The following is a 24,942-nucleotide window of genomic DNA, read 5'->3' on the forward strand; positions in this document are numbered from 1 at the left end:
CTCGGCGCGGGCCCATCACGACGGAGAGGGTCGACACATGAACGGGTTCCGCAACATGGGCGTGAGGGCGCGGCTGCTGGTGGCGTTCGGGGCGGTGATGCTGCTCACCGGCGGGCTGGGTGCCTTCGCCGTGGTGCAGCTCTCGAAGGTGAACGCCGCGACCGAGGACATCGCCACGAACTGGCTCCCGAGCATCAAGTACCTCGGCCAGATCGACGACCGCATCAACACCATCCGGCGCTACGAGCTCGGGCACGTGCTCGCCACCGATCCGGCGGTCTTCGACCGGTACGAGCAGAAGATCGAGTCGCTCGGGCGCGAGCTCGCCGAGGCGGAGAAGGCGTACGAGCCGCTCCTCTCGTCGGCCGAGGAGAAGGCGGCGTACCGGACCTTCCGCGACGAGTGGGACCACTATCTGACCGAGCAGCGCCAGGTGCTCGCGCTCTCGCACGCCGGCAAGCAGGTGGAGGCGCGCAACCTGACGAGCTCGACCTCGCTCAAGCTCCACAACGACGCCATCGCCACGCTCGCTGGCCTCATCGCCCAGAACGTGGCCGGGGCGCAGCGCGCCCACGAGGCGGCGGCGGAGGCTTACCGGGTCTCGCGCCTCTGGGTGATCGGGATCATCGCGGCGGCCGTGGCGCTGAGCGTGTTCATCGCCGTGGCCATCTCCGGGGCGCTCGTGCGCCAGCTCGGAGGCGAGCCCGACTATGCCGCGGGGATCGCGAAGAAGGTGGCGGAGGGCGACCTCACCGTCCGCGTGGCGCTCCGGCCGGGGGACGAGAGCAGCCTGCTGCACGCCATGAAGGGCATGGTGGAGAAGCTCACCGAGATCATCGCCGAGGTGCGCGGCGGCGCGGCGGCCCTCTCTTCCGCCGCCGAGCAGGTCTCGTCCACCTCCCAGAGCGTGTCCCAGGGCACGAGCGAGCAGGCGGCCTCGGTCGAGGAGACCACCTCGTCGCTGGAGCAGATGAGCGCCTCGATCACCCAGAACGCCGAGAACAGCCGCCAGACCGAGCAGATGGCGGTGGCGGGGGCGAAGAACGCCGAGGAGAGCGGCAAGGCGGTGGGCGAGACGGTGACGGCCATGAAGGAGATCGCCGAGAAGATCTCGATCATCGAGGAGATCGCCTACCAGACGAACCTGCTCGCGCTCAACGCGGCCATCGAGGCCGCCCGGGCCGGAGAGCACGGCAAGGGCTTCGCCGTCGTGGCCACCGAGGTCCGCAAGCTGGCGGAGCGGAGCCAGAAGGCGGCCGGCGAGATCGGCGGCCTCGCCAGCCAGTCGGTCAAGGTGGCGGAGCGGTCCGGGCAGCTGCTGCTCGAGCTCGTGCCGGCCATCAAGAAGACCGCGGACCTGGTGCAGGAGGTGGCCGCCGCCAGCCAGGAGCAGTCGACCGGCGTCGCCCAGATCAACAAGGCCATGGCGAACGTCGACCAGGTCACGCAGCGCAACGCCTCCGCTTCGGAGGAGCTCGCCTCGACCGCGGAGGAGATGAATGCCCAGGCGGAGTCGCTCCAGCAGCTCATGGGCTTCTTCCGCGTGGACGGCGCCGAGGCGCAGGCGGAGCGGGCCGCCCCGCGGGCCGCGGCCCGCGCCGCCGCGCGCCCGGCGCTCGCGCTGCAGCCGGCGGCGGCCGCCGCCGACCCCGGCCTTCACCCCGCCGCGCTCCGCAACGGCAAGGCGAACGGCGTGAACGGCGCGCACCCCGACCGAGAGTACAAGCGGTTCTAGGAGGGGACATGAGCGCCAGCGACGCCACCCAGCGCAACCAGTACCTCTCCTTCACGCTCGCCGGGAGCGACTACGCGGTCGGCATCCTCCAGGTACGGGAGATCCTGCAGTACGAAACCGTCACGCGCGTGCCCTCCGTGCCTCCCTCGATCCGCGGCGTCATCAACCTCCGCGGCGCGGTGGTCCCCGTCCTGGATCTCGCGCTCAAGTTCGGGCTGGAGGCGACGCCGGTGACCAAGCGCACCTGCGTCCTCATCGTCGACGCGTCGGTAGGGGGCGAGTCGACCGTCGTCGGCGTCATGGCGGACGCCGTGCGCGAGGTGCTCGAGCTGGGCGGCGACGAGGTCGAGCCCCCGCCCTCCTTCGGGACCCAGGTCCGCGTCGACTACCTCGTCGGCATGGGCAAGGCGGGCAAGGGCTTCGTGCTCCTCCTCGACCTCGACCGCGTCATCTCCGCCGGAGAGCGGGAGCTGGCGGCGCAGCTCGGCGGCGAGGGCGGCGCGCCCGCCGGGGCGCTCGCCGCGGGCGGCTCGGCGCCGGCCGCGGGGGAGGCCCTCGTGCCATGAGGCGCGAGGAGGCCGGAGCGGCCGCGCCGACGCTGGCGCCCGAGCGCGCCATCGCGGCCCGCGACTTCGCCAAGTTCCAGGCGCTCATCCACCGGGAGGCCGGGATCTGGCTCGCCCCCGAGAAGCAGATGCTGCTCGTCGGCCGCCTGGGGCGCAGGGTGAGGGAGCTCGGCCTCGGGTCGTTCGACGCCTACTACCAGCGCGTCGAGGCCGACCCGGACGAGCGGGTCCGGATGCTCGACCACATCACCACCAACGAGACGCACTTCTTCCGCGAGCCGCGACACTTCGAGCTCCTGGAGGAGCAGGTGTTCCCCCGTTGGATCGCCGAGGCCGCCCGCGGAGCCAGGCCGCGGCGGGCCAGGGTCTGGAGCGCCGCCTGCTCCACCGGCGAGGAGCCGTACTCGCTCGCGATGGCGCTCCTGCGCGCGTTTCCGCCCGGCTCGGGGTGGGAGCTCGAGATCCTCGCCACCGATCTCTCGACGCGCGTCCTCGAGCGCGCCCGCGCCGCGGTGTGGCCGCTCGAGAAGTCGCGCGAGATCCCGGTCGACCACCTCAAGGCTTACATGTGGAAGGGCACCGGCACGCAGGAGGGGCTCATGAAGGCGGGCCCCGAGCTGCGCGCGCTGGTGCGCTTCGCGCGCCTCAACCTGGTCGACGAGGTCGACGCGTCCACCGGCCGATTCGATCTGATCTTCTGCCGCAACGTGCTCATCTACTTCGACGCGCCGACCAAGCAGCGCGTCGTCGCGCGGCTGCTCCGGCACCTCGCGACCGATGGCCAGCTGTTCCTCGGGCACGCCGAGAGCCTGTCCGGGATGGGGCTCCCGGTCCGGAGCGAGGTGCCGACCGTGTACAGCCACGCCGCCCGGGGCGACGCGGGCGCGCGGAGCTCGCCGTGATGACCTCCCCTTCGCGTCCGGCCTCCCCGGCCCCGCCGCGCGTCCTGGTGGTGGACGACTCGGCCGTCGTCCGGCAGGTCCTGACCGCGATCCTGTCCAGCGCCGGGATGCAGGTCGAGGTGGCGGGCGATCCGCTCATCGCCATGGAGCGCATGGCCCGGCAGCGCCCCGACGCCGTGGTCCTCGACATCGAGATGCCGCGCATGGACGGCCTCACCTTCCTGCGGCGCCTCATGAGCGCGGACGAGCCGGTCCCGGCGCTCATCTGCTCGAGCCTGGCTGGGCCCGGAACCGAGGTGGCGCTGCAGGCGCTCGACGAGGGCGCGGTGGGGATCGTCGAGAAGCCGCGCCTCGGGGTGAAGGGGTTCCTGCAGGACTCCGCGCGCCAGCTCATCGAGGCGGTGCGGGGTGCCCTGCACGCCCGCGTGCGGACGCGCGCCGCGCGCCCGGAGCCGCGGCACGACGCCGGCGCTGTGCTGCCGCCGCCGGCGAAGGCCGTAAGGCTCGCCACCACGACGAGCAAGGTCGTGGCGGTCGGTGCGTCCACCGGGGGCACCGAGGCGCTCCGCGAGCTGCTCATGGCCCTGCCTCCCGACGCCCCCGGGATCGCCATCGTCCAGCACATGCCGGAGGCGTTCACCGGGCCGTTCGCCCGGCGGCTCCACGGGCTGTGTCGCATCGAGGTGAAGGAGGCGCAGCAGGGGGACCGCCTCTGCTCCGGCCGCGCGCTCGTCGCGCCGGGCAATCACCACCTGGCGGTCCGCCGGAGCGGGGCGCACTACTTCGCCGAGGTGCTCGAGGGGCCGCCGGTCTCGCGACATCGCCCGAGCGTGGACGTCCTCTTCCGCTCCACCGCACAGGCGGCGGGCGCGAACGCCGTGGGGGTCATCCTCACCGGCATGGGCGACGACGGCGCGCAGGGACTCCTCGAGCTGCGCCAGGCGGGCGCCCACACCATCGCGCAGGACGAGGCGACGTCAGTCGTGTTCGGGATGCCGCGGATGGCGATCGAGGCGGGCGCCGCCAGCGAGGTGCTGCCGCTTCCCGCCATCGCGGCGGCGATGTTGAGGAGAGCGTCGTGAAAGCACACCGAGGAGGAGCCCCATGTTCGCGCGCCTGAGCGGCTGGAGCATCTCCGCCCGCCTGCGGCTCACCTGCGCGCTCGCGAGCGGCGCCATCGCTGGCGCCGGGTTCCTGGCGTGGCGCGCGCTGCGCGACACCGGGGCGCCGGGCGCGAGCGCGATCGGGCTCGGGCTCGCCGGGGTCGCCCTCGCGGTCGCCCTGGCGCAGGGGTGCGTCGTGCACCGCAGCTTCGCCCGCGAGCTGCGGGGCACGGCGCGGGAGATGGAGGCGCTGCGGCAGGCGACCCTCGAGGGCCGGGTGGACGCCCGTTGCGACGCGAGCCGCACCGCGCCGGAGCTGCGGCCGGTGTTCGAGGCCGTCAACGAGACGCTCGACGCCTTCGTGGCGCCGATCCTGGTCGCGGCGGAGTGCGTCGAGCGGATCGCGCGCGGCGACATCCCCGGCGAGCTCACCGAGCCGTACCGCGGCGAGTTCGAGCAGCTCCGGCTGAACCTCAACCGCTGCATCGCCGCAGTCCACGCGCTCGTGGAGGACACCGACGTCCTGGGACGCGCCGCGGTGGCCGGCCGGCTCGACACGCGGGCCGAGGTGGCGAGGCACCACGGCGACTTCCGCCGCATCCTCGACGGCGTGAACCAGGCGCTGGAGGCGTTCGCGGCCCCCGTCACCGAGGCGGCGGGGGTACTCGAGCGCCTCGCCGCGCGCGACCTGCGAGCGCGCATCGACGGTGAGTACCAGGGCGACCACGCCAAGATGAAGCATGCCGTCAACGAGACGGCGCGGGCGCTGCACGACTCCCTGGCCCAGGTGGCGCGCTCGGTGGAGGAGGTGTCCGGGGGGGCCGCCCGCATCGCCTCGTCCTCCCAGGCGGTCGCGGACGGCGCGGCGCAGCAGGCCCAGGCGCTCGAGGCGAGCACCGCCAGGCTCGACGAGGTGGCGGGCATGACGCGGGCCTCCGCGGACAGCGCTCACGAGGCGACGGTCGCGGTGGAGCGGGCGCGCCGCGCCGCGGGGGAGGGGGGCGAGGCCACGCAGCAGATGACCGGCGCGATGGCCCGCATCAAGGCGGCCGCCGAGGGCACCTCGCAGATCATCCGGGAGGTGAACGAGATCGCGTTCCAGACGAACCTGCTCGCGCTCAACGCAGCGGTCGAGGCGGCCCGGGCCGGCGAGGCCGGCCGCAGCTTCGCCGTGGTGGCCGAGGAGGTGAGGTCGCTCGCCCTGCGCTCCAAGCAGGCCGCCGCGCGCACGGAGTCGCTCATCGCGGAGTCGGTGCGGGAGGCGGCGCAGGGCGAGCTCACCAGCCGGCGCGTCGACGAGCAACTCCAGGACATCGCCGGGGCGGTCGAGGCCGTCACCGCGCACGTCGCCGACATCGCCGCGCGAGCGCGCCAGCAGGCGACCGGCATCGAGGAGGTGCACCGCTCGGTGGCGCAGGTGGGCGACGTCACGCAGCGGACCGCTGCGCTCTCGGGGGAATCCTCCTCGATCGCCGCGGAGCTGTCGGGCAAGGCTCAGGAGCTGTCGGCCATGGTCGGCACGTTCGCGCTCGCCGAGGCCGCCCCCGCCCTGCGACCCGCGGGGTCGCGTCAGCGCGCGCCCGCGCCGCCGGCGACCGCCGGCAGCTCCGACTGCTCCACGGCGAGCATCGCCTCCACGAGCGGCGCCAGGGCGGCGTCCTCGAGCCCGGGGTAGCGCTCGACCAGCGCCGCCGCGATGGGAAGCCGCAGGTCGGCCCACGGGGCGCCCGCGCGCTGCAGCGCGAGCGCGGCGCGCGCCATGGCGGCCTGCCAGCGCGGGGAGGTCCGCAGGCGGCGCGGGCCGCGCTGGAGCAGCCCGTCCTCGACGAGCCGCTCCAGGGCGGCGGGATCCGCTTCAGGCATGGAGGTTCGGCGACGGCTGCGAGGGCTGCGGCGACGAGGCGCCCGCGGCGTGGCTGCGGACGTAGGAGATGGCGTCGAGCGTCTCCCGGCGGAACGCGTCGTAGTCGGTCTGCATCGCGTTCATGAACGTGCTCGCGCTCATGGTGTGCGCCGCCATCATGGCCGCCTCGGCGATCTCCTCGTCGGTGGCGCCGAACAGCTTCGCCGCCTCGGTGTGGAACAGGGCGCAGTACCGGCACCGGGTGGCGCCCGAGACGCCGAGGCCGATGAGCTCCTTGTACTTGTTGGGGATGCGCGTCTCGCCGAGCTGGAAGTCGCGCATGGTCGTCCAGAAGCCCGCCAGGGCGGACTCCGGCAGCTCGTCCACCCAGCTCGGGACGTTCCCGAACATCTGCTCGATCTCGCCGCGGATCCTGCGGGTCTCCTGCTTCGACGTGTCGACGACGGCCATGGCTCGCTCCTCCCCGCCCTGGAGAGAAGGCGCGGGCGGGAAGCCTTCGGGTAGCGGCGCCCCGCGCCCCCGCAACCGCGGATCGGCGTCAGCGTCCGTTGGCCCCCAGCGGCGCGGGCTGGTGGGGCGAGCGCGAGCGGCCGGGAATGGAGCGCGCCCGCGCCGTCGCGCCGCCGTTCTGCTAAGGAGGGCGCATGCCTGACGACGAACCGGCGCTCGCCGCCCAGCGCCAGCACTGGGAGCGGACGTTCGCGGCGCGGGCCGGGATGTTCGGCTCGGACGCCAGCGCCCCCGCGCGCGCCGCCGCGCTGGCGTTCAGGGAGGCGGGGCTGCGGACGGTGCTCGAGCTCGGCGGCGGGCAGGGGCGGGACTCGGTCTTCCTCGCCGCCTCGGGCTTCGAGGTCCACGCGCTCGACTACGCGCAGGCGGGCGTGGCTGCCATCCAGCGAGCGGCCGAGGCCGCGGGGGTGGCGCGCCGGCTCACCGCGGCGCAGCACGACGTCCGCGAGCCGTTGCCCGCTGCGGACGGCGCGTTCGACGCCTGCTACGCGCACATGCTCTTCTGCATGGCGCTCACGACGAGGGAGCTGCTCGCGCTCTCGCGGGAGGTCCTGCGCGTGCTCCGGCCGGGCGGGCTGTGCGTCTACACGGTCCGGAACACCTCCGACCCGGACTTCGGGCGCGGGGTGCACCGGGGCGAGGCGCTGTACGAGAACCAGGGCTTCATCGTGCACTTCTTCGACCGCGCGAAGGTGGAGCGGCTCGCGGCCGGGTACGAGCTCCTGGGCGTGGAGGAGTTCGAGGAGGGGGCGCTCCCGCGGCGGCTCTTCCGCGTCACGCTGCGCATGCCCCTGCGGTAGGCTCTGCCCGTGGCGACCTACGGCCCCGACGCAGCGCGGTGCGTGGTGCTGACCTTCCGCGAGGGCGTGCTGGCCGGCGTCGGGCACGACCTCGCGCTGCGCGTCACGCGGCTCGAGGTGACGGTCGAGGGAGAGACCGTCTCGGCTCGCGTCGACGCGAGCTCGCTCCGGGTGGTGACCGCGATGCACGAGGGCCGCCCGGCGCCGAACGAGCTCCGCGCGGGCGACAAGGCGGACATCGAGGCGACGATCCGGAGATCGGTGCTGCGCGCCGACCGCTTCCCCGAGATCCGCTTCAGCTCGACCGCGGTGGCGAAGCGGGGCGACGGCTACGAGCTCACGGGCCAGCTCGCGATCGCGGGCGTCACGCGCGAGGTGACGCTGCCGGTGCAGCGCGAGGGGGACCGGCTGGTGACGGAGGTGCGGCTCCACCAGCCCGACTTCGGCATCCGGCCGCACCGGGCGCTCATGGGCACCCTGCGGGTCAGGGCGGACGTGGTGGTGCGCGCGTCGGTGCCGTGCCCGAAGGCCGCCGGGTGACGCGCTCGACCCCTCGCCCTCTCCGGCCGGGGAGGGTCGCGGGGGTGGGTCTCCCCTGAGGCCAGCCGCTCGCCAGCCTCGCCGGCGCGGCGGCATGACGCAGGGTATGATTCGCGGTCGAGCTCTCTTCCGAAAGGCGCGGGCCCTCATGTCCATCGGCGACTTCGCGGCGAAGACGGCGGGGCGAGAGCTCGCCACGAGCGCGGACGCCCAGGGTCTGGTGGGGGCGGTCCTCGACACGGTCGCGAGCCTGGTGGTCGTCCTCGACCGCGAGGGGCGGATCGTCCGCTTCAACCGTGCGTGCGAGCTCGCCACCGGGTTCACCGCCGCGGAGGTGGTCGGGAGGTCGGTGTTCGAGCTGCTCGTCCCCGCCGACGAGCTCGGCGACGTGCGGCCGGTCTTCGAGCGGCTCGAGCGCGGGGAGTTCCCGAGCCGCCACCAGAACCGCTGGCGGACGAAGGACGGCGGCGCGCGCCTCTTCGACTGGGCGAACACCTGCGTCCTCGACGAGCGCGGCCAAGTGGAGCTCGTCATCGGCACCGCCACCGACGTGACGGAGCGCGACCGGGCGGAGCGGGCGCTCCGCGACAGCGAGGAGCGGGCGCGCCGCCGCTCGGCGGAGCTGGAGGCGGTGCTCGACGCGGTCCCGGCGGCCGTCTTCATCACGCGCGACCGGGAGGCGCGCAGCATGGAGGGGAACGGCTTCTGCCTGGAGCTTCTGCGCCTCCCCCCCGGGAGGAACCTCTCGGCCTCCGCCCCCGGCGGCGAGCGGCCCCGCGGCTTCCGCGCCATGCGCGGCGGGCAGGACCTCCCGCCCGAGCAGCTCCCGGTCCAGATCGCCGCCGCGACCGGCAGCGAGGTGCGCCAGTGCGAGTACGACCTCGTGTTCTCGGACGGCGAGGTCCGGCACATGCTCGGGAACGCGACGCCGCTGCGGGAGCCCGACGGGCGGCTCCGCGGCGCGGTGGGTGCGTTCCTGGACATCACCGAGCTCAAGCGCTCGGAGCAGGCGCTGCGCGGCAGCGAGGCGCGCCTCCGCGCGCTGGCGGACTCCATGCCCCAGCTCGCGTGGACCGCGCGGCCCGACGGCTACATCGACTGGTACAACCGCCGCTGGTACGCGTACACCGGGACCACGCCGGAGCGGATGGAGGGCTGGGGCTGGCAGGAGGTGCACGACCCCGCGTCCCTGCCCGCCGTGCTGCGCCGCTGGCGGGAGTCCGTCGCCACCGGGAGCCCGTTCGAGATGGAGTTCCCGCTGCGCGGCGCGGACGGGAGGTTCCGGCGCTTCCTGACGCGCGTGTACCCGCTCAGGGACGAGGGCGGCGCGGTCGTGCAGTGGTTCGGCACCAACACCGACGTGACGGAGCTGGTGGAGGCGCAGGAGGCGCTCCGGGAGGCCGACCGCCGCAAGGACGACTTCCTCGGCATGCTGTCGCACGAGCTGCGCAACCCGCTCGCGCCCATCCGGAACTCGATCTACATCCTGCGCCACGCCGAGGCGAGCAGCGAGCAGGCGGCGCGCGCCCAGCGCGTCATCGAGCGCCAGGCCGAGCACCTGACGCGCCTCGTGGACGACCTGCTCGACGTGACGCGGATCGCGCGCGGCAAGACCGAGCTGCGGCGCTCGCGCTTCGACCTGCTCGACGTGGTGCTGCGCGCGGCGGACGACTTCCGGGCCATGCTGGACGAGCGGGGCGTGGCGCTGCGGGTGGAGCTCCCGTCCGCAGGGCTGCCGGTGGACGCGGACGAGACCCGCCTGACGCAGGTGGTGGGGAACCTCCTGCACAACGCCGCCAAGTTCACGCGCCGCGGCGACCAGGTCACGCTGGCGGTCCGCGCCGCCGGGGGCGAGGCCGAGATCGCGGTCCGCGACACCGGGGTCGGCATCGACGCGGCGCTCCTGCCGAACGTGTTCCAGCCGTTCGTCCAGGGGGCGCGCACGCTGGCGCGCACCGAGGGCGGCCTCGGGCTCGGCCTGGCGCTCGTGAAGGGGCTCGTCGACCTGCACGGGGGGTCCGTGCGCGTCGAGAGCGCCGGGGAGGGCCAGGGCGCGGAGTTCACCGTCCGCCTGCCGCTCGCCGTCCCGGGCGCCGCCCGGCCGGAGCCGCGCGCCGGGGCGGGGCCGGGCGGCGCGCGGCGTCGGGTGCTGGTGGTGGACGACAACGCCGACGCCGCCGACTCGCTCGCCGAGCTCACCCGGATGCTCGGACACGAGGTGGCGGTCGTCTACGACGGCCCGAGCGCCGTCGCGCGCGCGCGGGCGGAGCCCTTCGACGTGATCCTGTGCGATCTCGGGCTGCCTGGGATGAGCGGCTACGAGGTGGCGAAGGCGATCCGGGCGGGCGGCGCCCCGGGGCTCCGGATGGTGGCGCTGAGCGGCTACGCCCAGCCCGAGGACCGGAGGGCGGCCCTCGACGCCGGCTTCGAGCGCCACCTGGCGAAGCCGGCCTGCCCGGACGACATCGCGCGGGTGCTGGGGTAGGGCGGGGCGCCCCGGCGACCTCGCGGGAGGAGAGAGCGCACCCCTCAGACCCTTCCGCGCGCCGGCCGCTCGGGAGCGCCAGGCCCGTAGAGCCGCGCCCGGACGGCGTCGCGCTGGTCCGCCAGCGCCGCACCGTCGGCCAGCTCGCCGGCCGTCATGGCCTCCACGAGCGCCACGCCGATCTCCGCCTCGCCCGCCGCGACGACGTTGGCGCCCGCGCGCTTGAGCCCCGGCGCGTCGCGCAGGTGCGTGCAGCGCGCGAAGACGCGCAGCTCCGGGTTCAGGGCGCGCGCCTGCCGGATGATCTCCGCCGCATCTTCCACGTCGGCGCTCAGGACGAGGTTGCCTGCCGTGGCGATCCCCGCCTCCTCGAGCGTCCCCGGCCGCAGCACGTCGCCGTAGAGGGCGTTCACCCCGTCGGCCTTCAGCGCGCGCACGACGTCGAGGTTGAGCTCGACCACGGTCACCGCCGCGCCGCGGTCCACGAGGAGCCGGTGGACGACCCTGCCCACCGGACCGTAACCGACCAGGATGCTCCGGTTGGGCTCGAGCGGCCGCCGCTCGCCGGTCGACACCGGCGCCAGCGCCGGAGCGGACGGCGTGAGCCCACGCGCCCACCGGTAGAGGGCGGGGTTGAGGGAGATCGAGACGAGCGAGGTCGCGACCAGCGCGTTCCAGCCCGCGTCGTCGAGGAGGCCGAGCTGCCGCGCGACCGTGCCGAGGATGAAGCTGAACTCGCCCACCTGCGAGAAGGCGGCGCCCACCGGTACGGCCGTCGCGAGCGGGACGCCGAGGAGCCGGACGGTGCCGACGGCGATGAGCGGCTTGCCGACGACCACCACCGCGAGCACGGCCGCGGTCAGGAGAGGGGCCTGCACGAGGCTCCTGGGGTCGAAGAGCATGCCCACCGAGACGAAGAAGAGCACGGCGAACGCGTCGCGCATCGGCACCGCGTCGCCCGCGGCGCGCGCCGCGAACTCGGAGCGGCCCACCGCGAGCCCCGCGAGGAACGCGCCCAGCGCGATCGACACGCCGAAGAGCTCGGCCGATCCGACCGCGATGCCGACCGCCAGCACCAGCACGCCCAGGGTGAAGAGCTCCCGGACGTGCGTCTTCGCGATCCGCTCGAGCGCCCAGGGGATCACCCACTTCCCGAGGACGACGACCACCGCGACCAGCGCGAGGACCTTCAGCCCGGCGAGCGCGAGCGCAGGGCCGGGGTCGTGCTCGGCCCCTCCAGGCCCGAACAGGATGGGCAAGAGCAGCAGCAGCGCGACCGTCAGGAGGTCCTCCACGACGGTCCAGCCAATGGCGATGTGGCCGATGGTCGCGTGCAGGTCGTGGCGGTCGGCCAGCACCAGCGCCATCACCACCGTGCTCGCCACCGAGACCCCCATGCCAAGGATGAGCCCCGACGTCCAGCTCCAGCCCAGCGGCCTCACGAGCACCGCCAGCAAGAACGTGGACGCCGTGCACTGGACGACGGCCCCGGGGAGGGCCACCCGCCACACCGCGACGAGCTCGCGCAGGTGAAAGCGCAGCCCGACCCCGAAGAGGAGCAGGATGACGCCGATCTCCGCGAACTGTTCAGCGACGGCGCGGTTCGCCACGAAGCCGGGCGTGAACGGCCCCACGAGCACGCCCGCGAGCAAGTAGCCGACGATGGGAGAGAGCTTCAGGCGGTGGGCGAGGTAGCCGAGCACCAAGGCCCCTGCCAGCCCGCCGGCGAAGGTCAGGAGGATGCCGCCGTCGTGCATCGGTCGACCCCCGGTGTGGATGAGCGTCCGCCACCGCCCATGTTACGCGGCCGCGGCCCGCGGGCCACCGCGCGCGCTTGCCCCCCAGGGGCCCGACCGGGATACGTGGGGTCTCCCGCCCCGACAGGTGGGCGCATCCGCTAACCCCGGCCCCGGCGCGGCGGCGCGAGCCGCGCGGCGAGCGGACGAGGGTCGGTCACCTTCTCCGAGAAGACGTAGGTCTCGTCGCGCGAGACCAGCTCGTGCAGGGCCCAGCCCGCCGAGGACCGGCGGAGCTGCATGCAGTGGACGACGGTCCACGTGTCCACCCCGTCGACCGCGTCGCTGGTGCTGATCACCACGGCGACGTCCGCCACGAGGTGGACGGTCCTGGCTCGCTCGGTGAGCCGCGCGGGCGCCGCGCGCCGTTCGGCGCCGCCCGCACCCGCGCCTGGCGCGGCCACGCCGGGAGGGCGCCACCGGCAGCCGGTGAGGTCGAGCCGCGCCTCGGTGAGGAGGCTCGAGGGCGTACCTCCGCCGGCGCCGGCCCCGGAGAGCTCCGCGTAGACGGCTCGCACGAAGCGGTCCAGCGCGAGGAGCTCCTGCGTGGCGCTCCGCTCGAGCTCGATCGGCGTCGGTCGCGAGCGCGGGGCGTCATCGTCCATCGGCATGGGGGCTGGCTCCTCAGGACGCAGGCCCGTCGGGCGGCGGCGGAGGGCGCGCGATGCGCTCGCCTGCGACGGACACTCCTCAACGTACCAAGGAAACCGTCGGAGTGGCCACCGCGCGCTCGGGGCCTCGGAGCGGGGCTGGCGCGGCCGCGGGTCGGATCCGCGGCTGGACTTCGCGCGCCCGCGTTCCTAAGTTGGGATCGTCGCGATGCGTGCTTCGCGGCAAGAGAGATCATGTCGCTGCTTCCGACCTCCATCTCCCGAATCGCCGGCGCCCGGGCCCTGGCCCGGCGTGCCGTGCCTCGCGTGCTCGGCCGGTGTTGCGACTGCCCCGGTCGCCGCGCCGCGGCCTGCTGACGGTTCGGCCCGGCGCTCTCCACCCCCAGCGATCTTCTCGATGAACCACGCCGTGGCGAGCGCCGCGCGCGGCCTTCGCTGCCGTGCGCCACGCCGTGGCGCGCGAAGCGCCTCACCAGGAGACGAGTCCCATGTACGCATCCACCGTGAAGAAGCTCCACGACCTCTCGGCCATCCACCTCGGCGAGGGCGACCTCGAACGCCTGCGGGAGGTGGTCGACCGCCATGCGGCCGGCCGGGACGCGGCCGCCGCCGCGCAGCTCGAGGCCGAGCTCGACCGGGCGGTCATCCTGCCCGCCGGCGCCCTGCCGCGCGACCTCGTCGCGATGGGCTCGCGCGTCGTGTTCGAGGACGAGACGGGCAAGCGCCGGGACGTCCAGCTCGTCTACCCGTGGGAGGCCGATCCGCCCCGCGGCAGGATCTCCGTCCTCGCCCCGGTGGGTGCGGCGCTGCTCGGCCTCTCGGTGGGGCAGAGCATCGACTGGCCTCTCCCGGGCGGGAGGAACGCCGCCCTCACCATCGTCGCGGTGGCGCAGGACGGCGGCTCGAACGACATGAATCCACTCGCAGACTGAACGGGAGGAGCGAATGGCCACGAAGGCAGAGGAACACCGCTACTGGACCGAGCGGTCCGGCCCGAAGAAGGCGAAGAGCCCGCCGCGCCCGCGCCGCGACGTGGGCGTCGACACCGCGAAGCCGGGCGTGAGCGCCACCGACCGCAAGGCGGGGCCGCGGAAGGCTTCGCCGAAGGCGGCGAAGAAGGCGGCCTACGCCCTGGAGCGCAGCGAAGGGCGGCCTTCGCGCCGCTCCACGCGGCGGGCGGCGAACCGGCAGCGCACCGACTCGCAGATGCGGGTGAAGCAGCGCACGACGGGGATGCGGCCCTCGCAGGCGGGCGTCTGACGGGGCGGGGTCCGGGCGCCGCCCCAGCTCCCGCGCCGCGGTGCCGCGGCGGGAGCGGGGCGGGGGCGGTGCGGGTCAGCCGCGCGGCTCGGCCGGCGGCAGCGGCGGCGCGCCCGCCTCCTCCTCCGCGAGGTGGCCGAAGGCCGCCCAGTCGAGGCCGCCGTAGCCTCGCGCCAGCGCCGCCAGCATGCGATCGCGCACCAGGCTCGCCAGCGGCAGCGGCACCTGGTGGCGCTCTCCGGCCTGGAGGAAGAGCCGGTTGTCCTTGGCGCCGAGGGGTAGGGTGAAGCCGGGCGGCGCGAAGCGCCCCTCGAGCAGGGCGCGACCGTAGGTCCGGTAGGCCGGGGCGGCGAAGAGCGTCTCGGTCAGCACCTCGAGGAAGCGCGCGCGGTCGACGCCCGCCTTCCCCACCAGGGCGAGCGCCTCGGCCAGCGCCTCGATGGCCGCGGTGAGCATGAAGTTGCCGGCGAGCTTGACCAGCGCCGCCTGCGCCGGGTCCTCGCCCACCGGGAAGACGCGCTGGCCGACCGCGTCGAGCAGCGGCCGGGCGCGCTCGAGCGCGGCCTTCGGCCCGGCGGCCACCACGTTGAGCTTGCCGGCGGCGGCGACGTCGGGGCGCCCGAAGACCGGCGCCGCCAGGAAGTCCTGCCCAGCCGCGGCGTGCTCGCGCGCCAGCCGCGTCACCGTCTCCGGCGCGAGCGTGCTCAGGGAGACGTGGAGCCCGCCCCGGGGCAACCCGGCGCGGAGCCCGTCCGGCCCCCCCTCGACCGCCTCCACCGCGCGGTCGTCGGAGAGCATGGTGAGGACGACCCCGGCCCGCGCCGCCTCCGCGGGCGTGGCGGCGACCGCCGCCCCCGCGCCCCGCAGCGCCTCCGCCCGCTCGCGCGTCCGGTTCCAGGCCACGACCTCGTGTCCGCCGCGGAGCAGGCTCTCCGCCATCCCGCGCCCCATGGAACCCAGCCCGATGAACCCGACGCGCATCGTCGCCTCCCGTGCCGGGAACCTAGGGCGGCGCGCGCGGCGGGGCACGGTGCGGTGGTGAGGGGAGGCAGCGCGTCCGGGGCGGGCCCCGCCTGCGTCCCGCCGCGACCGGCGCGCAGGCTCAGAGGCCCATGCCCCCGGAGACCTCGATCCGCTGGCCGTTGATCCACGCGCCCTCGGGCGAGAGCAGGAGCGCCACCGCCCCGCCGATGTCGTCCGGCAGCCCGACGCGGCCGAGCGCGGTCACCGAGGCGACCATCCGGTTCACCTCGGGATCGTCGCGCACCCTCCCGCCGCTGAAGTCCGTCGCGATGGCGCCGGGCGCGATCACGTTGGCGGTGATCCGGCGCGGGCCGAGCTCCTTCGCCATGTAGCGCGTGAGGACCTCCACGGCGGCCTTCATCGCGCCGTAGGCGGCGGAGCCGGGAAACGTCATGCGCGTCAGCCCGCTCGAGACGTTGAGGATGCGCCCGCCGTCCGCGATCAGCGGCAGCAGACGCTGCGTGAGCAGGAAGGGCGCCTTGAAGTGGACGCCGTAGATCGCGTCGAGCTGCGCCGGCGTCGTCTCCGCGAGGCCGGCGTGCAGCGAGGTGCCGGCGTTGTTCACGAGGAAGTCGAACCGCGGCCGCTCCCAGGTCCGCTCGAGCTGCGCCGACACCTCGTTCGCGAACGCGTCGAACGAGGCGCCGTCGGAGACGTCGAGCGGGAGCGCCACCGCCTCGCGGCCGAGGGCGCGGATCCGGTCGCGGACCTCGCCCGCCTGGCCGGCCGCGGCGCGATAGGTGAGGATGACGTCGACCCCTCGCTCCGCGAGGTGCAACGCCATGCTGCGGCCGAGGCCGCGGCTGCCGCCCGTGATGAGCGCGATCGGGGTCTGTCCGGAGGCTGCCATCGAGGTTTCTCCCGTGGGGGTGTCGTTCAGCTCGTGCTGACGATAGGATCCCAGGGACGCGCGGCGGTAGCCCGCCAGGGCTCGACACACCGTTCGCAAAAGGAGAACGATGTCGCGATGACGATCGACGGGCTGCGGATGTTCGTGAAGGTCGCGGAGCTGGGGAGCTTCACGCGGGCGGCCGAGCAGCTCGGCCTCTCCAAGGCCCGCGTCTCGACCGCGGTCCAGGGGCTGGAGAGCGAGCTGGGGACCCGGCTCCTGCAGCGCTCGACGCGCGCCGTGCGCCTCACGGCGAGCGGGGAGGAGCTCCTCGCGCGGGCGCGTCAGCTCGTGCTGGACGCGGAGGGCCTCGCCGCGATGTTCCAGACGCCGAGCACGCTGCGGGGTCGGGTGCGCGTGGACATGCCGCAGAGCCTCGCGCGCTCGCTGCTCATCCCGAGGCTGCCCGAGCTGCTCGACGGCCACCCGCACCTCGAGGTGCAGCTCAGCACGACCGACCGCCGGGTGGACGTCATCCGCGAGGGCTTCGACCTGGTGCTGCGCGTCGGCAAGCTTGACCCGTCCGGCCTCGTCGCCCGGCGCCTCGGCGAGCTGCAGATGATGAACTGCGCCAGCCCCGGCTATCTGAAGAGGTACGGCACGCCCCGCTCGCTCGAAGACCTCGACCGGCACCTCCTGGTGCACTACGCGTCGCGGTTCGGCACGGACGCGCCGGGCTTCGAGTACCGCGACGGCCGGGTCTACCGCGAGCGGCCGATGCGGAGCGTGGTCACCGTCAACAGCACCGACTCGTACCACGCGGCGTGCGTCGCCGGCCTCGGCATCATCCAGGCGCCGCGGGCGGGGATGCTGGCGGGCCTCGCCGCCGGTGACCTCGTCGAGGTCCTGCCGCAGCACACCTGCGAGCCGCTGCCGGTCTCGCTCGTCCATCCTCACGGGCGCAACGTCCCGCGCCACGTGCGCGTGGTGATGAGCTGGATCACGGAGGTGCTGAGGGGGCGGTACGGGTGAGGTCAGGTCGCCGGGGCGCGCGCAGGCGCGGTCGCCGGGACCGGCGGCTCGCTCGGCCGGTGGACGGGCGGTGGCAGTCGCTGTGGAAGGCGACCATGCGGCTCGGGGGTATCTTCGGCCCCGCCACGCGGGTCCTGCTGCTGACTGGTGACCGCCGCAACGAGGCGGCGTTCCTCCGTTGGGACGAGTTGGACGGTGACTGGGCCGCGATGCCTGGGTCGCGCATGAAGAACGGCCGCGACTTCCGGGCTCCGCTCTCCGCCGCCGCCAAGGGGCTAGTGGACGCCCAGCCCAAGCTCGGCGCGTACGTGTTCACCACGAACGGCAAGGCGCCGATCTCGGGGTGGGGCAAGGCCAAGGAACGGATCGACAAGCTCATGTCCGAGGAACTCGGCGAGCCGGTTACGGGGTGGCGGTTCCACGACTTGCGGCGGACGATGGCCACAGGCATCGCGATGCTCGGCTACCGCCGTGAAGTCATCGACCGGATCCTCGCGCACGTGCCGCAGAAATCGGACGTGACGAGCTCCGTCTACAACCGCTTCATGTACGACGGCGAGGCGATGGAGGCGGTTCAGCGGTGGGCGGGCTACGTTCTGCGCCTCGTGTCGGGCCTGCATGTGGTTCCGCAAGTGCCGGCGGCGAACGAGCCGCCTGTCGTCGAGGACTCGGACCAACCCGTCGCGTAGTTGCTTGTCTTGCGTGTGCTCTGACGCTGTTTCAACTAGCGCGTGAGTAGCGCACCAACGAGCGCAGGCCCCGTCTCGGAGCCTGACTTGTCGCCTCGCGCCTCAAGCGAATGTCAGACGCCGAGGCGATAATCCCGACGGCGTGGTGTGTCCTTCACCCGCGCATCCATGATCATCCCGTTCAGCTGCGCTCCCTCCATCTGCGCCCAGCGTTGTGAGCACGTATTAAACCGACCTAAGTCCAGGCGGTCTCTCAAGTACAGTAAAAATGCGGTAAATGAGAAGCGTGGTTGTATGGTGTTCAACCTCGGTTTCGTGGGTGCCGAGGCCGCGACTTGACGAGCGCGTTTCGCGCCGCTAGCGTCTTCGGGCGGAGGAGCCATGGAAGAGCTTGTCAAGTACGCGAAGGCGATTCTTGCGCTGCAGCTCCAGCGGCCGGTGGTGCCGGCAAACGGCGAAGCTGGAACCGCTGTTAAGCCCGAGGTCCTCCTCGCGGGACTGGGGTTCACGCACAAGGAGATCGGCGATCTCCTCGGCAAGAGCCCGAACGCCGTCAACATGGTGGTCAAGAAGGCCCGAAAGAAGGGGAGCAAGACATGAAAGAGACGGTGCAGGCCATCAATGACCTGACGCGTGTGGTCATCGCGCTGAGTGGGAAGTTTGAGTCCAGGGCCGACGCGATTCGCAAGTTGAGCGACCTCGGCATCCCCCCGACTCGCATCGCGGCGATCCTCGCGATGGAGCCCAAGGACGTGACCTCGGTCATCTCCAAGGCGAAGAAGACCAAGACGAACGGAAAGTAGACATGGCCAAGAAGGACGCGACCACGTACGACCTGCTCGTACAGATGAAGCTTACGAACCGGCTCCTTGCGGCTCCGCTGAAGCAGACAATGGGGCAGAAGGAGTTGGTCCGCCTGCTGTCGACGACCGGAGCGACGGCACAGGACATCGCAGACGTGCTCGACACGACGCCAGCTACCGTCGCGACGACGCTTCAGCGACTGAAAAGGAACGGCAAGAAGGGATCAGACGAGTAGCTTAGGCCCACGACAGTGGTACCTGGCGGGAGGGGAACGATGGGTGAGGACGAATTGAAGAAGGTCGCTGCGGAACTGGCGAGCATCAAGAAGTTGCTCGTGCTGGCCCTCACGGAGGGCACGCAGAAGAAGATGTCACAGGATGCGGTGGCCAGGGCGCTCGGGGTCGACCAGGCGAGCGTGAGCAGAATGCTCAACGGGCCGAAGAAGAAGGATGCGGCGACGAAGCGGCCGCGGTAGCGCCCCGGAGGAGTTGTGACCGTTGCGGTTTCAGACTCGAGGTCGAACGGCCCCGAACAGATCGTTCACGCCGCCGAGTGTATTGGCAAGGCGAAGCAGCGTCGCGCCGTCTTCGTCGCGATCTATCACGGCAAGAAGCAGCTGAAGACTGTCGGGGAGATCTCGGACGCGACGGGGCTCTCGCGGAAGCGAGTGCTAGAAGAGGGCCGTAAGCTCGCGACCAAGGGGATCGTTGCTCAGGACAAGGTCGACGGAGAGATCGGGTACCGAAAGGATGACTTCTACCACGCGAACAAGGCGAAGATTCTGGCGCTGGCTTCTGATCCGGCGAAGCGCGCGAAGGTCCCGACAAAGCGGAATCCGTCTCGCTCCGCCGACGGCGGCCTGACGGTCAAGATCAAGCTGCCGCGCGGCGTTCGCTTCGAGCAGCCGAAGTTCATCACGATCGACGAGATCGACTCTTTCGAGAGGGTCCGGAAGGTTCTTCCGGCGGGGAACCTTGCCGCGACTGTGTCCGAGAAGGCCTTCAAGCAAGGTTTACTGAAGATCCTGCGGCAGGGCGGTGCGTTCAAGGACTGGGGCGGCGAGGCGAACGATGTGTTCACTGGCAGGCTCGTGTACCGGGGCCGGCGCTACCGGGCCGCGTTCGCCCTGAAGGGACCCGGACTGAAAGCGAAGCTAACGCCCGCGCGCATGGGCAAGAACGGCGATCAGATCCAGCGGTTGTTCTCCTCTCCCGCCGACTTCTTCTTCGTCCAGCACTGGCAGGCGATCGATGAGTCGGTGGTGGCGCTGATGGAGGCCCTTGCCACCAAGGCCTCCATCGGCGGGAGCCGCGTGTACTTTGGGACGATCGACGGCCAGGACTCGCAGCGCCTCTACGCCGCGTATCGGAACCTCTTCTAGGTTGTCGTCTTCTTCGCCTTGAGGAACCGCTGGACCTGGGTCTTCGCGGTGTAGAACGCGATCCCGCGCCGGATGCACTCGTCCACGATCTCCTTGTGCGTGGCCTGCGGGTTCGCCGCCCGCATCTCGTCCGCGATGGCCCAGACCGCCTTGGTGGGCTTCTCGACGGTGGACTTGCTCGGCCGGACGTTCGAACCCCGTGGCGCGGTAGGGGCGGGCGCCGGGGCCGGCTCCGGCTTGACTTCGTGTCAATGACACACCCAACTGATCCACTCCGAGGGCTTCCATACTGATCCACCCCGCGCCAGCGGACCCGCGCCACCCGAAGGCGGGCGGCCGAGAGGAAGGGCGGGGTACGAGGTCAGGGCCGATGGGCCGTGCGACAAGCGGGGTAGAGAAAGCGAAGGTCGTGAGCTGCGGGACGCCTAGAGAGAGCTAGAGGCGCCGCGCAGCGCGTCGCAAGCAGCCGCTTGCGCGTTCTACCTCGACCGAGAGGCCGACCCCCGATGTCGAACCGCCGCCGATGTCTCTACACGCGCGCGCGCCAGGTGGACTCTGCCTCGACGCGGTTCGGCAGCTTCGGCGACGTGCCCTCGGTCAAGTTGGCGTAGAGCGCGGCGTCGAAGACCTGATCCACGACCAGAAAGAACGCTCCGATGGGCGCGAACGCGAGTTGGAGCAGCAGAATCCAGCTCTGCGGCCATCGTGACGGGTCCGCCGATCCCGTGCCGCGGGCCATGAGCGCGAACGCGAGCGCGCCGCACAGACCACAAGCGAGGACAAAACAGGCGCCCGTCACGAAAAGCCCGGTGAGCCGCCGGGCCCAACACCGCCGAACGAGCGCCCATGCGCGCCGCACGGCACCAACACCTGTCGCAGGCTCTCGCGCCAGCACCGGGATTCCGAGGTAGAGCGAGAAGCTCCAGGCCCCCGAGAGGGCGAAGCTGAGCGCCCACGACCACACGCCGATAGCGCCCAGCAGGAACGTGCCCGCCGCGAACAGTGCCGAGAAGACGAGGATGGACCTCCAGCGCGGTCGGATCGTTGCCACGATGGCGTTGGGCGACGGCGAGCGTCCTTGCAGGACGAACAGCGCCGCGCGCGTCAGGGCAACGAGCAACCACACGTCGAGGAAAAGCGCGAGCGCGCCGAGCGCGCCCGCCTGCACGGCGTGGGCTCGCGCGTGCGCGAACGTTTCGGCGAGCGAGCTGGGTTGCTGTCGAGGGTCGTAGCCGTCCGCGCCGGAGCCGAGGAAGTTCACCGAGACGAGCAGCGCACCCCAGAGCCACAGACCCGGGCTCCGCCACGCCTTCACGAACGCGAGCCGCACGAGGACGAAAGTCCCAACCCGCTCCACTCTCATCGGATCTCCCGCCGCAGGAAGAGCATGACCTCCGCCTGCGAGAAGCCCTCCCGCTCGCACTCGCGGAACATCCGTCCGAGCGCCTTCCGCAAGACGCCGTCCTTGTGGACGAGGGGCCCTGCGCGCTCCACGGGGAAGGTTCCTCGGCCACGCTCCGAGACGACCAGCGCCGCGTGCTCCAGCTCGCGGTACGCCCGGACTATCGTGTTCGGGTTCACGTCCAGCTCGCGCGCGAGCGCGTGGATTGTCGGGAGCTGCTCACCCGGGGCGATCTCCCCGGTCGCGAGCGCCGCCGCCACGGCGTCGAAGATCTGGCGGAACACGGGAACCCCCGACCCGTAATCGAGCTGAACGCGCAGCGGCATCGGACTAGCTAAATAACTAGTATGCTAGCAAACGTCAAGAGGGCTGGACGGCTGCGCGTGAGCGCACACCCATTGTGGCCGGACAAATCAGGTCGATGATCCGTCGACGGGCAATAGCCTACCGAATCGTCAGCCCTCCGCGTGCGTATCGTTCCCGCCCCTCTTATCGGCGGCCCGCTTGCGCGTCGCGCGGGTCCGGTAGCTCTCGCCGGTGATGACGACCTGATGAGCGTCGTGAGCGAGGCGGTCGAGAGCGGCGCTGGCGAGAAGCGGCTCGCCGAAGGCGTCGGGCCACTCGGCGAAAGCGCGGTTCGAGGTCACGATCATCGAGCCCTTCTCGTAGCGCTCCGCGATGAGCTCGTAGAGGTCCTCGGGCGCCGGCGGGCGCAGCGGCTTGAGCCCGAAGTCGTCGAGGATGAGCAGGTGCGGTCGGGCGAAACCAGCAAGGCGGCGCTCGTAGGTCCCGTCGGCGCGGCCCGCCGCGAGCTGTGCCAGGACGCGAGCGGCTGGCATGAAGAGCACGTCGTAGCCGCGGCGGCACGCCTCGTGGCCAAGCGCCTGGGCGAGGTGGCTCTTCCCCACGCCCGCGGGCCCGACGAAGAAGACGTTCTCATGTCGCTCGACGAAGCGGCACGTCGCGAGGTCGGCGATCTCCTTCTGAGACAGCTTGGGGCATGCGGCGTAGTCGAAGGTCTCCAGCGTCTTCTGTGGGTCGAGGCGGCGCGGCGGAGCCGCATCTTCAGCTTGTGCTGGGCACGCCGCTCCACTTCGTCCTCGACGAGCTGGGCCAGGAACTCCACGTACGAGAGCTTTGATTCGATGGCGCCGCGGTTGCGGAGCTCGAGCGTCTCCAGGATTCCGCTGAGGCGCAGGCTTTTTAGCATCGGGGTGAGCTGGTGAGCGAGGTCCATGCTTTCTCTCCTTCGGTGGTGGTCGGATCGGCCGGGGTGAAGAGGTCGAAGAAGGTCCGAGCGTAGATGGGCGCGGGGAGCGAGTCGGGCGTAGGAGCGCGCTCGCCGGGCAGCGGCTCACGGTCCAGGCCGCGGAGCAGGATGCGCTGCACCGTCTTCGAGTAGATGGCGTCGCACACGACGGCGCGGTGACAGGCCGCTTCGAGCCGCGCCTCGCCGTAGGTGTCGGTAAGCCGCAGCGTGGCCTGGGCGCCACGCAGCCGGTCCAGCACCTCGTCACCGAGGAGCCGCTCTATGAAGGTGGATGTCGCGGGCCCGATCTGCGCCGCCCGCTCGCGACACCATGTTGGCGTCTGCATGAGGTAGCGCAGCTTCTTCGGCGGTAGGTGCGCAGGGTTGGTGACCCGCTGCCCGGGGCGGAACGCCCGGCCGTGGGTGGCCACCAGCTGGTGACCGCGGAAGAGCTGTACGACGCGGGACGTGGCGCGCAGCCAGAGCCGCTCGCCGATGAGTGGATGCGGCGCCGAGTAGTAGCCCTTGGCGAAGACGACGTGGCAGTCGGGGTGGAGCTTCGCCTGCTTCCACTCGACCAGGTCAAAGTGCGCCGTCGGCAGCGGCAGGAGCGCGGCACGCTCGCGCTGCTCGAAGACCTGGAACGGGACCTCGTGCGTGGTGCCGTGGATGCGGCGGCCGGCGTGCTCGAGCACCCATTCGAGGGCCTCCTCGTTGCCCTCCTCTAGCGAGCGAATGGTGCGTCCGGCGAGAAAGCTGCGCTTCACGTACTGGACGTCGCGCTCGACCTTGCCCTTGTGCTCAGGGGAGCGCGGCACGCACGGCGAGATGATGAAGCCGTAGTGCTCGCCGCACTCGCGGTAGGAGCGCTGGACTTCGGGATCGGTGACCGACGCCTTGATGATGCCGGCCTTGAGGTTGTCGAGGACGATCTTGCGGGGCACACCGCCGAAGAAGGCGAAGGCGTTGCGGTGTAGCGCGAGCCAGGTGCCGACGGTCTGGTCCTGCACCAGCTCCACGTACTGGTGGCGGCTGTGCGAGAGCGTCATCACGAAGACCCAGGTCTTCGCGGGCGGCTCGCCCGGCGCGCGCGGGACGAGACCGGCGTAGCCGAAGTCGACCTGCGCCTCCTCGCCCGGCCCCACCTCGAGCCGGACCACGGCGCGCCGCGGCCGCTCGTCCACGTAGCGGCGCACGAAGCGCCGGAACGCCGTGTAGCTCGCGCGTTGATCCGGGTGCGCGGTCGAGAACCGCTCCCAGGCGACCTTGACCTGCAGACCCGCACCGACGAGCTCGGCGATCTCGTCGCGGTAAGGCATGAGCCGCGGCGGCTGCGCCATCGGCTCGGTCCGGGCCAGCCGCACCTCCAGCTCGCCGGCGCTCGGCAGGGCCGCTGCGTCGCCCGCGAGCAGGCCCTCCGCATCCAACCAGGCCACGTACTCGCGCACCGTGTTGCGGCTGACGCCGAGTCCCTTGGCGACCGCTCGGGCGCTCTCGCCGAGCCGCAGGCGCCGCAGCATCTCGCGCACGTCCAGCACCGCGCATCTCCTCCCTGCCATGCGTGCCTCCGGGGCAAAGCCCCGGCGTCGCACGCGACCCTGACCGCCCCCCGAAGGACGCACATCTCTCGCTCCGCGCGCCTCGCGGCGGCGGCCTCCTCGTCGTCCTGTCGGGAGCTGCGGGGTGGATCAGCTGCCCCGCCCCTGGGGTGGATCAGTATGGGTGATCATGGGTGGATCACCTTGCCCGCCCCCGGTGGATCAGCTTGGGCGCTCCTTGTGGATCAACTACCGCGCCCCGCGACAACTTCGGGCACCGGCTGCCCCGGAGGCGCCGCCACCGCCGGCTCGGCCGAAGTGGCGGGAGGGGCGGCGGCCGCAGTGGACACAGGGGGCGCCGCGGGCGCAGTGGCCACAGGTGCAGGGGCGGCCTTCGGCTTCCACTCCCAGTGGCTCCTGGCTCCTGCCCTCGCCGTCGTCCACCCGGAACGCCTCGAACTGCCCCTCCGGCTAGCCCGGCCTTCTTCGCCGCCCTGACCGGCGATGCCCTGAGCTCGTACGTCTTCGCCGCCATGGTCTGCTCCCGGTTCGGTCCGGCGGTCCATTCGCCGCGACCATCCACGACCATAGTCACGCATCGTGAACGTGCTGGCTCCCGCCGAGCTCGAGATCAAGAGGGTCTGCCCGAGGCGGCGAAGCGGCAGTGCGCGAGTAGGTGGGGGCCGGGTGGGTGCTGGGTCGGGACAGCGCGAAATGGTAGATTCCCGTGTCGGCACGGGGTCGTACCGACACTCATGGTTGGTGGGTTGGTTAGGTGGGTGGGCCCGTGGGTAGACCAAACCGCCCGGAGTAGATCAAACTG

28 protein-coding genes are annotated in these 24,942 nt (G+C 72.3%); 17 read left to right on the plus strand and 11 right to left on the minus strand.

Going from position 1 to position 24,942, the window contains the following annotated elements:
- Positions 1-37: 37 nt before the first annotated feature.
- From HWY08_RS15775 to HWY08_RS15795, 5 genes are read left to right on the plus strand one after another with little or no spacing between them, the layout of a single operon-like run.
- Positions 38-1,735: a methyl-accepting chemotaxis protein gene (locus tag HWY08_RS15775; RefSeq protein WP_176066900.1), complete on the plus strand. Its 1,698-nt coding sequence runs from the start codon at positions 38-40 to the stop codon at positions 1,733-1,735.
- A gap of 8 nt (positions 1,736-1,743) precedes the next feature.
- Positions 1,744-2,301 (plus strand): chemotaxis protein CheW, encoded by a 558-nt coding sequence (locus HWY08_RS15780; protein WP_176066902.1) that lies wholly within the window; start codon positions 1,744-1,746, stop codon positions 2,299-2,301.
- A complete protein-coding gene (locus HWY08_RS15785; RefSeq protein WP_176066904.1) occupies positions 2,298-3,203 on the plus strand; it encodes a CheR family methyltransferase in 906 nt (301 codons plus the stop codon). The genes HWY08_RS15780 and HWY08_RS15785 overlap by 4 nt, the downstream gene beginning before the upstream one ends.
- Entirely contained in the window at positions 3,203-4,285 is a 1,083-nt protein-coding gene (locus HWY08_RS15790) for a protein-glutamate methylesterase/protein-glutamine glutaminase (protein WP_176066906.1), read from the plus strand. Before HWY08_RS15785 ends, HWY08_RS15790 begins: the two co-directional genes overlap by 1 nt.
- 22 nt (positions 4,286-4,307) lie before the next feature.
- On the plus strand, positions 4,308-5,981 hold the full coding sequence (locus tag HWY08_RS15795) for a methyl-accepting chemotaxis protein (RefSeq protein ID WP_176066908.1): 1,674 nt from the start codon (positions 4,308-4,310) through the stop codon (positions 5,979-5,981).
- Here HWY08_RS15795 and HWY08_RS15800 read toward each other — a convergent pair.
- Positions 5,876-6,169: a hypothetical protein gene (locus HWY08_RS15800; RefSeq protein ID WP_176066910.1), complete on the minus strand. Its 294-nt coding sequence runs from the start codon at positions 6,167-6,169 to the stop codon at positions 5,876-5,878. The genes HWY08_RS15795 and HWY08_RS15800 overlap by 106 nt on opposite strands.
- A complete protein-coding gene (locus HWY08_RS15805) occupies positions 6,162-6,620 on the minus strand; it encodes a carboxymuconolactone decarboxylase family protein (protein ID WP_176066912.1) in 459 nt (152 codons plus the stop codon). Before HWY08_RS15805 ends, HWY08_RS15800 begins: the two co-directional genes overlap by 8 nt.
- A gap of 194 nt (positions 6,621-6,814) precedes the next feature.
- Here HWY08_RS15805 and HWY08_RS15810 point away from each other — a divergent pair, with 194 nt between their 5' ends.
- From HWY08_RS15810 to HWY08_RS15820, 3 genes are all read left to right on the plus strand, one after another.
- Positions 6,815-7,480: a class I SAM-dependent methyltransferase gene (locus tag HWY08_RS15810; protein ID WP_176066914.1), complete on the plus strand. Its 666-nt coding sequence runs from the start codon at positions 6,815-6,817 to the stop codon at positions 7,478-7,480.
- Between the two features lie 9 nt (positions 7,481-7,489).
- The gene (locus tag HWY08_RS15815; protein ID WP_176066916.1) at positions 7,490-8,020 is read left to right on the plus strand and encodes a YceI family protein; all 531 of its coding nucleotides are present in this window, start codon (positions 7,490-7,492) and stop codon (positions 8,018-8,020) included.
- A 148-nt stretch (positions 8,021-8,168) separates the two neighbouring features.
- Positions 8,169-10,505, plus strand: coding sequence for a hybrid sensor histidine kinase/response regulator (locus HWY08_RS15820; protein ID WP_176066918.1), 2,337 nt, complete (start codon positions 8,169-8,171; stop codon positions 10,503-10,505).
- 44 nt (positions 10,506-10,549) lie between these two features.
- Here HWY08_RS15820 and HWY08_RS15825 read toward each other — a convergent pair whose 3' ends face one another.
- Positions 10,550-12,262 carry a cation:proton antiporter gene (locus tag HWY08_RS15825; protein WP_176066920.1) on the minus strand — a complete coding sequence of 571 codons (1,713 nt, stop codon included), beginning with the start codon at positions 12,260-12,262 and terminating at the stop codon, positions 10,550-10,552.
- A gap of 140 nt (positions 12,263-12,402) precedes the next feature.
- A complete protein-coding gene (locus HWY08_RS15830; RefSeq protein ID WP_176066922.1) occupies positions 12,403-12,912 on the minus strand; it encodes a hypothetical protein in 510 nt (169 codons plus the stop codon).
- Between the two features lie 488 nt (positions 12,913-13,400).
- Here HWY08_RS15830 and rnk point away from each other — a divergent pair, with 488 nt between their 5' ends.
- A complete protein-coding gene (gene rnk, locus HWY08_RS15835) occupies positions 13,401-13,844 on the plus strand; it encodes a nucleoside diphosphate kinase regulator (protein ID WP_176066924.1) in 444 nt (147 codons plus the stop codon).
- Positions 13,845-13,857: 13 nt separating this feature from the next.
- Positions 13,858-14,172 (plus strand): hypothetical protein, encoded by a 315-nt coding sequence (locus HWY08_RS15840; RefSeq protein ID WP_176066926.1) that lies wholly within the window; start codon positions 13,858-13,860, stop codon positions 14,170-14,172.
- Between the two features lie 75 nt (positions 14,173-14,247).
- On the opposite strand, the gene HWY08_RS15845 is transcribed toward HWY08_RS15840, so the two are convergent.
- Entirely contained in the window at positions 14,248-15,153 is a 906-nt protein-coding gene (locus tag HWY08_RS15845; RefSeq protein ID WP_176066928.1) for an NAD(P)-dependent oxidoreductase, read from the minus strand.
- A gap of 121 nt (positions 15,154-15,274) precedes the next feature.
- Positions 15,275-16,045 (minus strand): SDR family NAD(P)-dependent oxidoreductase, encoded by a 771-nt coding sequence (locus tag HWY08_RS15850; protein WP_176066930.1) that lies wholly within the window; start codon positions 16,043-16,045, stop codon positions 15,275-15,277.
- A gap of 117 nt (positions 16,046-16,162) precedes the next feature.
- On the opposite strand from HWY08_RS15850, the gene HWY08_RS15855 reads away from it, so the two are divergent.
- The 7 genes from HWY08_RS15855 to HWY08_RS15885 all read left to right on the plus strand — a co-directional run bounded on the left by HWY08_RS15855 (position 16,163) and on the right by HWY08_RS15885 (position 19,930).
- Complete coding sequence (locus tag HWY08_RS15855) at positions 16,163-17,056, plus strand: LysR family transcriptional regulator (protein ID WP_176066932.1); 894 nt, start codon at positions 16,163-16,165, stop codon at positions 17,054-17,056.
- Between the two features lie 95 nt (positions 17,057-17,151).
- Positions 17,152-17,745, plus strand: coding sequence for a tyrosine-type recombinase/integrase (locus HWY08_RS15860; protein WP_176066934.1), 594 nt, complete (start codon positions 17,152-17,154; stop codon positions 17,743-17,745).
- A 381-nt stretch (positions 17,746-18,126) separates the two neighbouring features.
- Positions 18,127-18,345: a sigma-70 RNA polymerase sigma factor region 4 domain-containing protein gene (locus tag HWY08_RS15865; protein WP_176066936.1), complete on the plus strand. Its 219-nt coding sequence runs from the start codon at positions 18,127-18,129 to the stop codon at positions 18,343-18,345.
- Positions 18,342-18,548: a hypothetical protein gene (locus HWY08_RS15870; protein WP_176066938.1), complete on the plus strand. Its 207-nt coding sequence runs from the start codon at positions 18,342-18,344 to the stop codon at positions 18,546-18,548. The genes HWY08_RS15865 and HWY08_RS15870 overlap by 4 nt, the downstream gene beginning before the upstream one ends.
- A 2-nt stretch (positions 18,549-18,550) precedes the next feature.
- A complete protein-coding gene (locus HWY08_RS15875) occupies positions 18,551-18,784 on the plus strand; it encodes a helix-turn-helix domain-containing protein (RefSeq protein WP_176066940.1) in 234 nt (77 codons plus the stop codon).
- A 39-nt stretch (positions 18,785-18,823) separates the two neighbouring features.
- Positions 18,824-19,024 carry a helix-turn-helix domain-containing protein gene (locus tag HWY08_RS15880; protein WP_176066942.1) on the plus strand — a complete coding sequence of 67 codons (201 nt, stop codon included), beginning with the start codon at positions 18,824-18,826 and terminating at the stop codon, positions 19,022-19,024.
- Between the two features lie 15 nt (positions 19,025-19,039).
- Positions 19,040-19,930, plus strand: a complete 891-nt coding sequence (locus HWY08_RS15885) for a helix-turn-helix domain-containing protein (protein WP_176066944.1) — start codon at positions 19,040-19,042, stop codon at positions 19,928-19,930.
- On the opposite strand, the gene HWY08_RS22040 is transcribed toward HWY08_RS15885, so the two are convergent.
- The 5 genes from HWY08_RS22040 to istA form a co-directional block, all read right to left on the minus strand.
- A complete protein-coding gene (locus HWY08_RS22040; protein ID WP_255499680.1) occupies positions 19,927-20,055 on the minus strand; it encodes a hypothetical protein in 129 nt (42 codons plus the stop codon). The two genes, HWY08_RS15885 and HWY08_RS22040, sit on opposite strands and share 4 nt — an antisense overlap.
- 404 nt (positions 20,056-20,459) lie before the next feature.
- A complete protein-coding gene (locus HWY08_RS15890; protein WP_176066946.1) occupies positions 20,460-21,260 on the minus strand; it encodes a hypothetical protein in 801 nt (266 codons plus the stop codon).
- 29 nt (positions 21,261-21,289) lie between these two features.
- A complete protein-coding gene (locus tag HWY08_RS15895; RefSeq protein ID WP_176066948.1) occupies positions 21,290-21,616 on the minus strand; it encodes a GntR family transcriptional regulator in 327 nt (108 codons plus the stop codon).
- Between the two features lie 171 nt (positions 21,617-21,787).
- Positions 21,788-22,597, minus strand: a complete 810-nt coding sequence (gene istB, locus HWY08_RS21920) for an IS21-like element helper ATPase IstB (protein WP_235969664.1) — start codon at positions 22,595-22,597, stop codon at positions 21,788-21,790.
- Entirely contained in the window at positions 22,536-24,140 is a 1,605-nt protein-coding gene (gene istA / locus HWY08_RS15905) for an IS21 family transposase (RefSeq protein WP_176066950.1), read from the minus strand. The genes istB and istA overlap by 62 nt, the downstream gene beginning before the upstream one ends.
- Positions 24,141-24,942 lie beyond the last annotated feature (802 nt).

The sequence above is a fragment of the Anaeromyxobacter diazotrophicus genome, assembly GCF_013340205.1.
Taxonomy (GTDB): domain Bacteria; phylum Myxococcota; class Myxococcia; order Myxococcales; family Anaeromyxobacteraceae; genus Anaeromyxobacter_A; species Anaeromyxobacter_A diazotrophicus.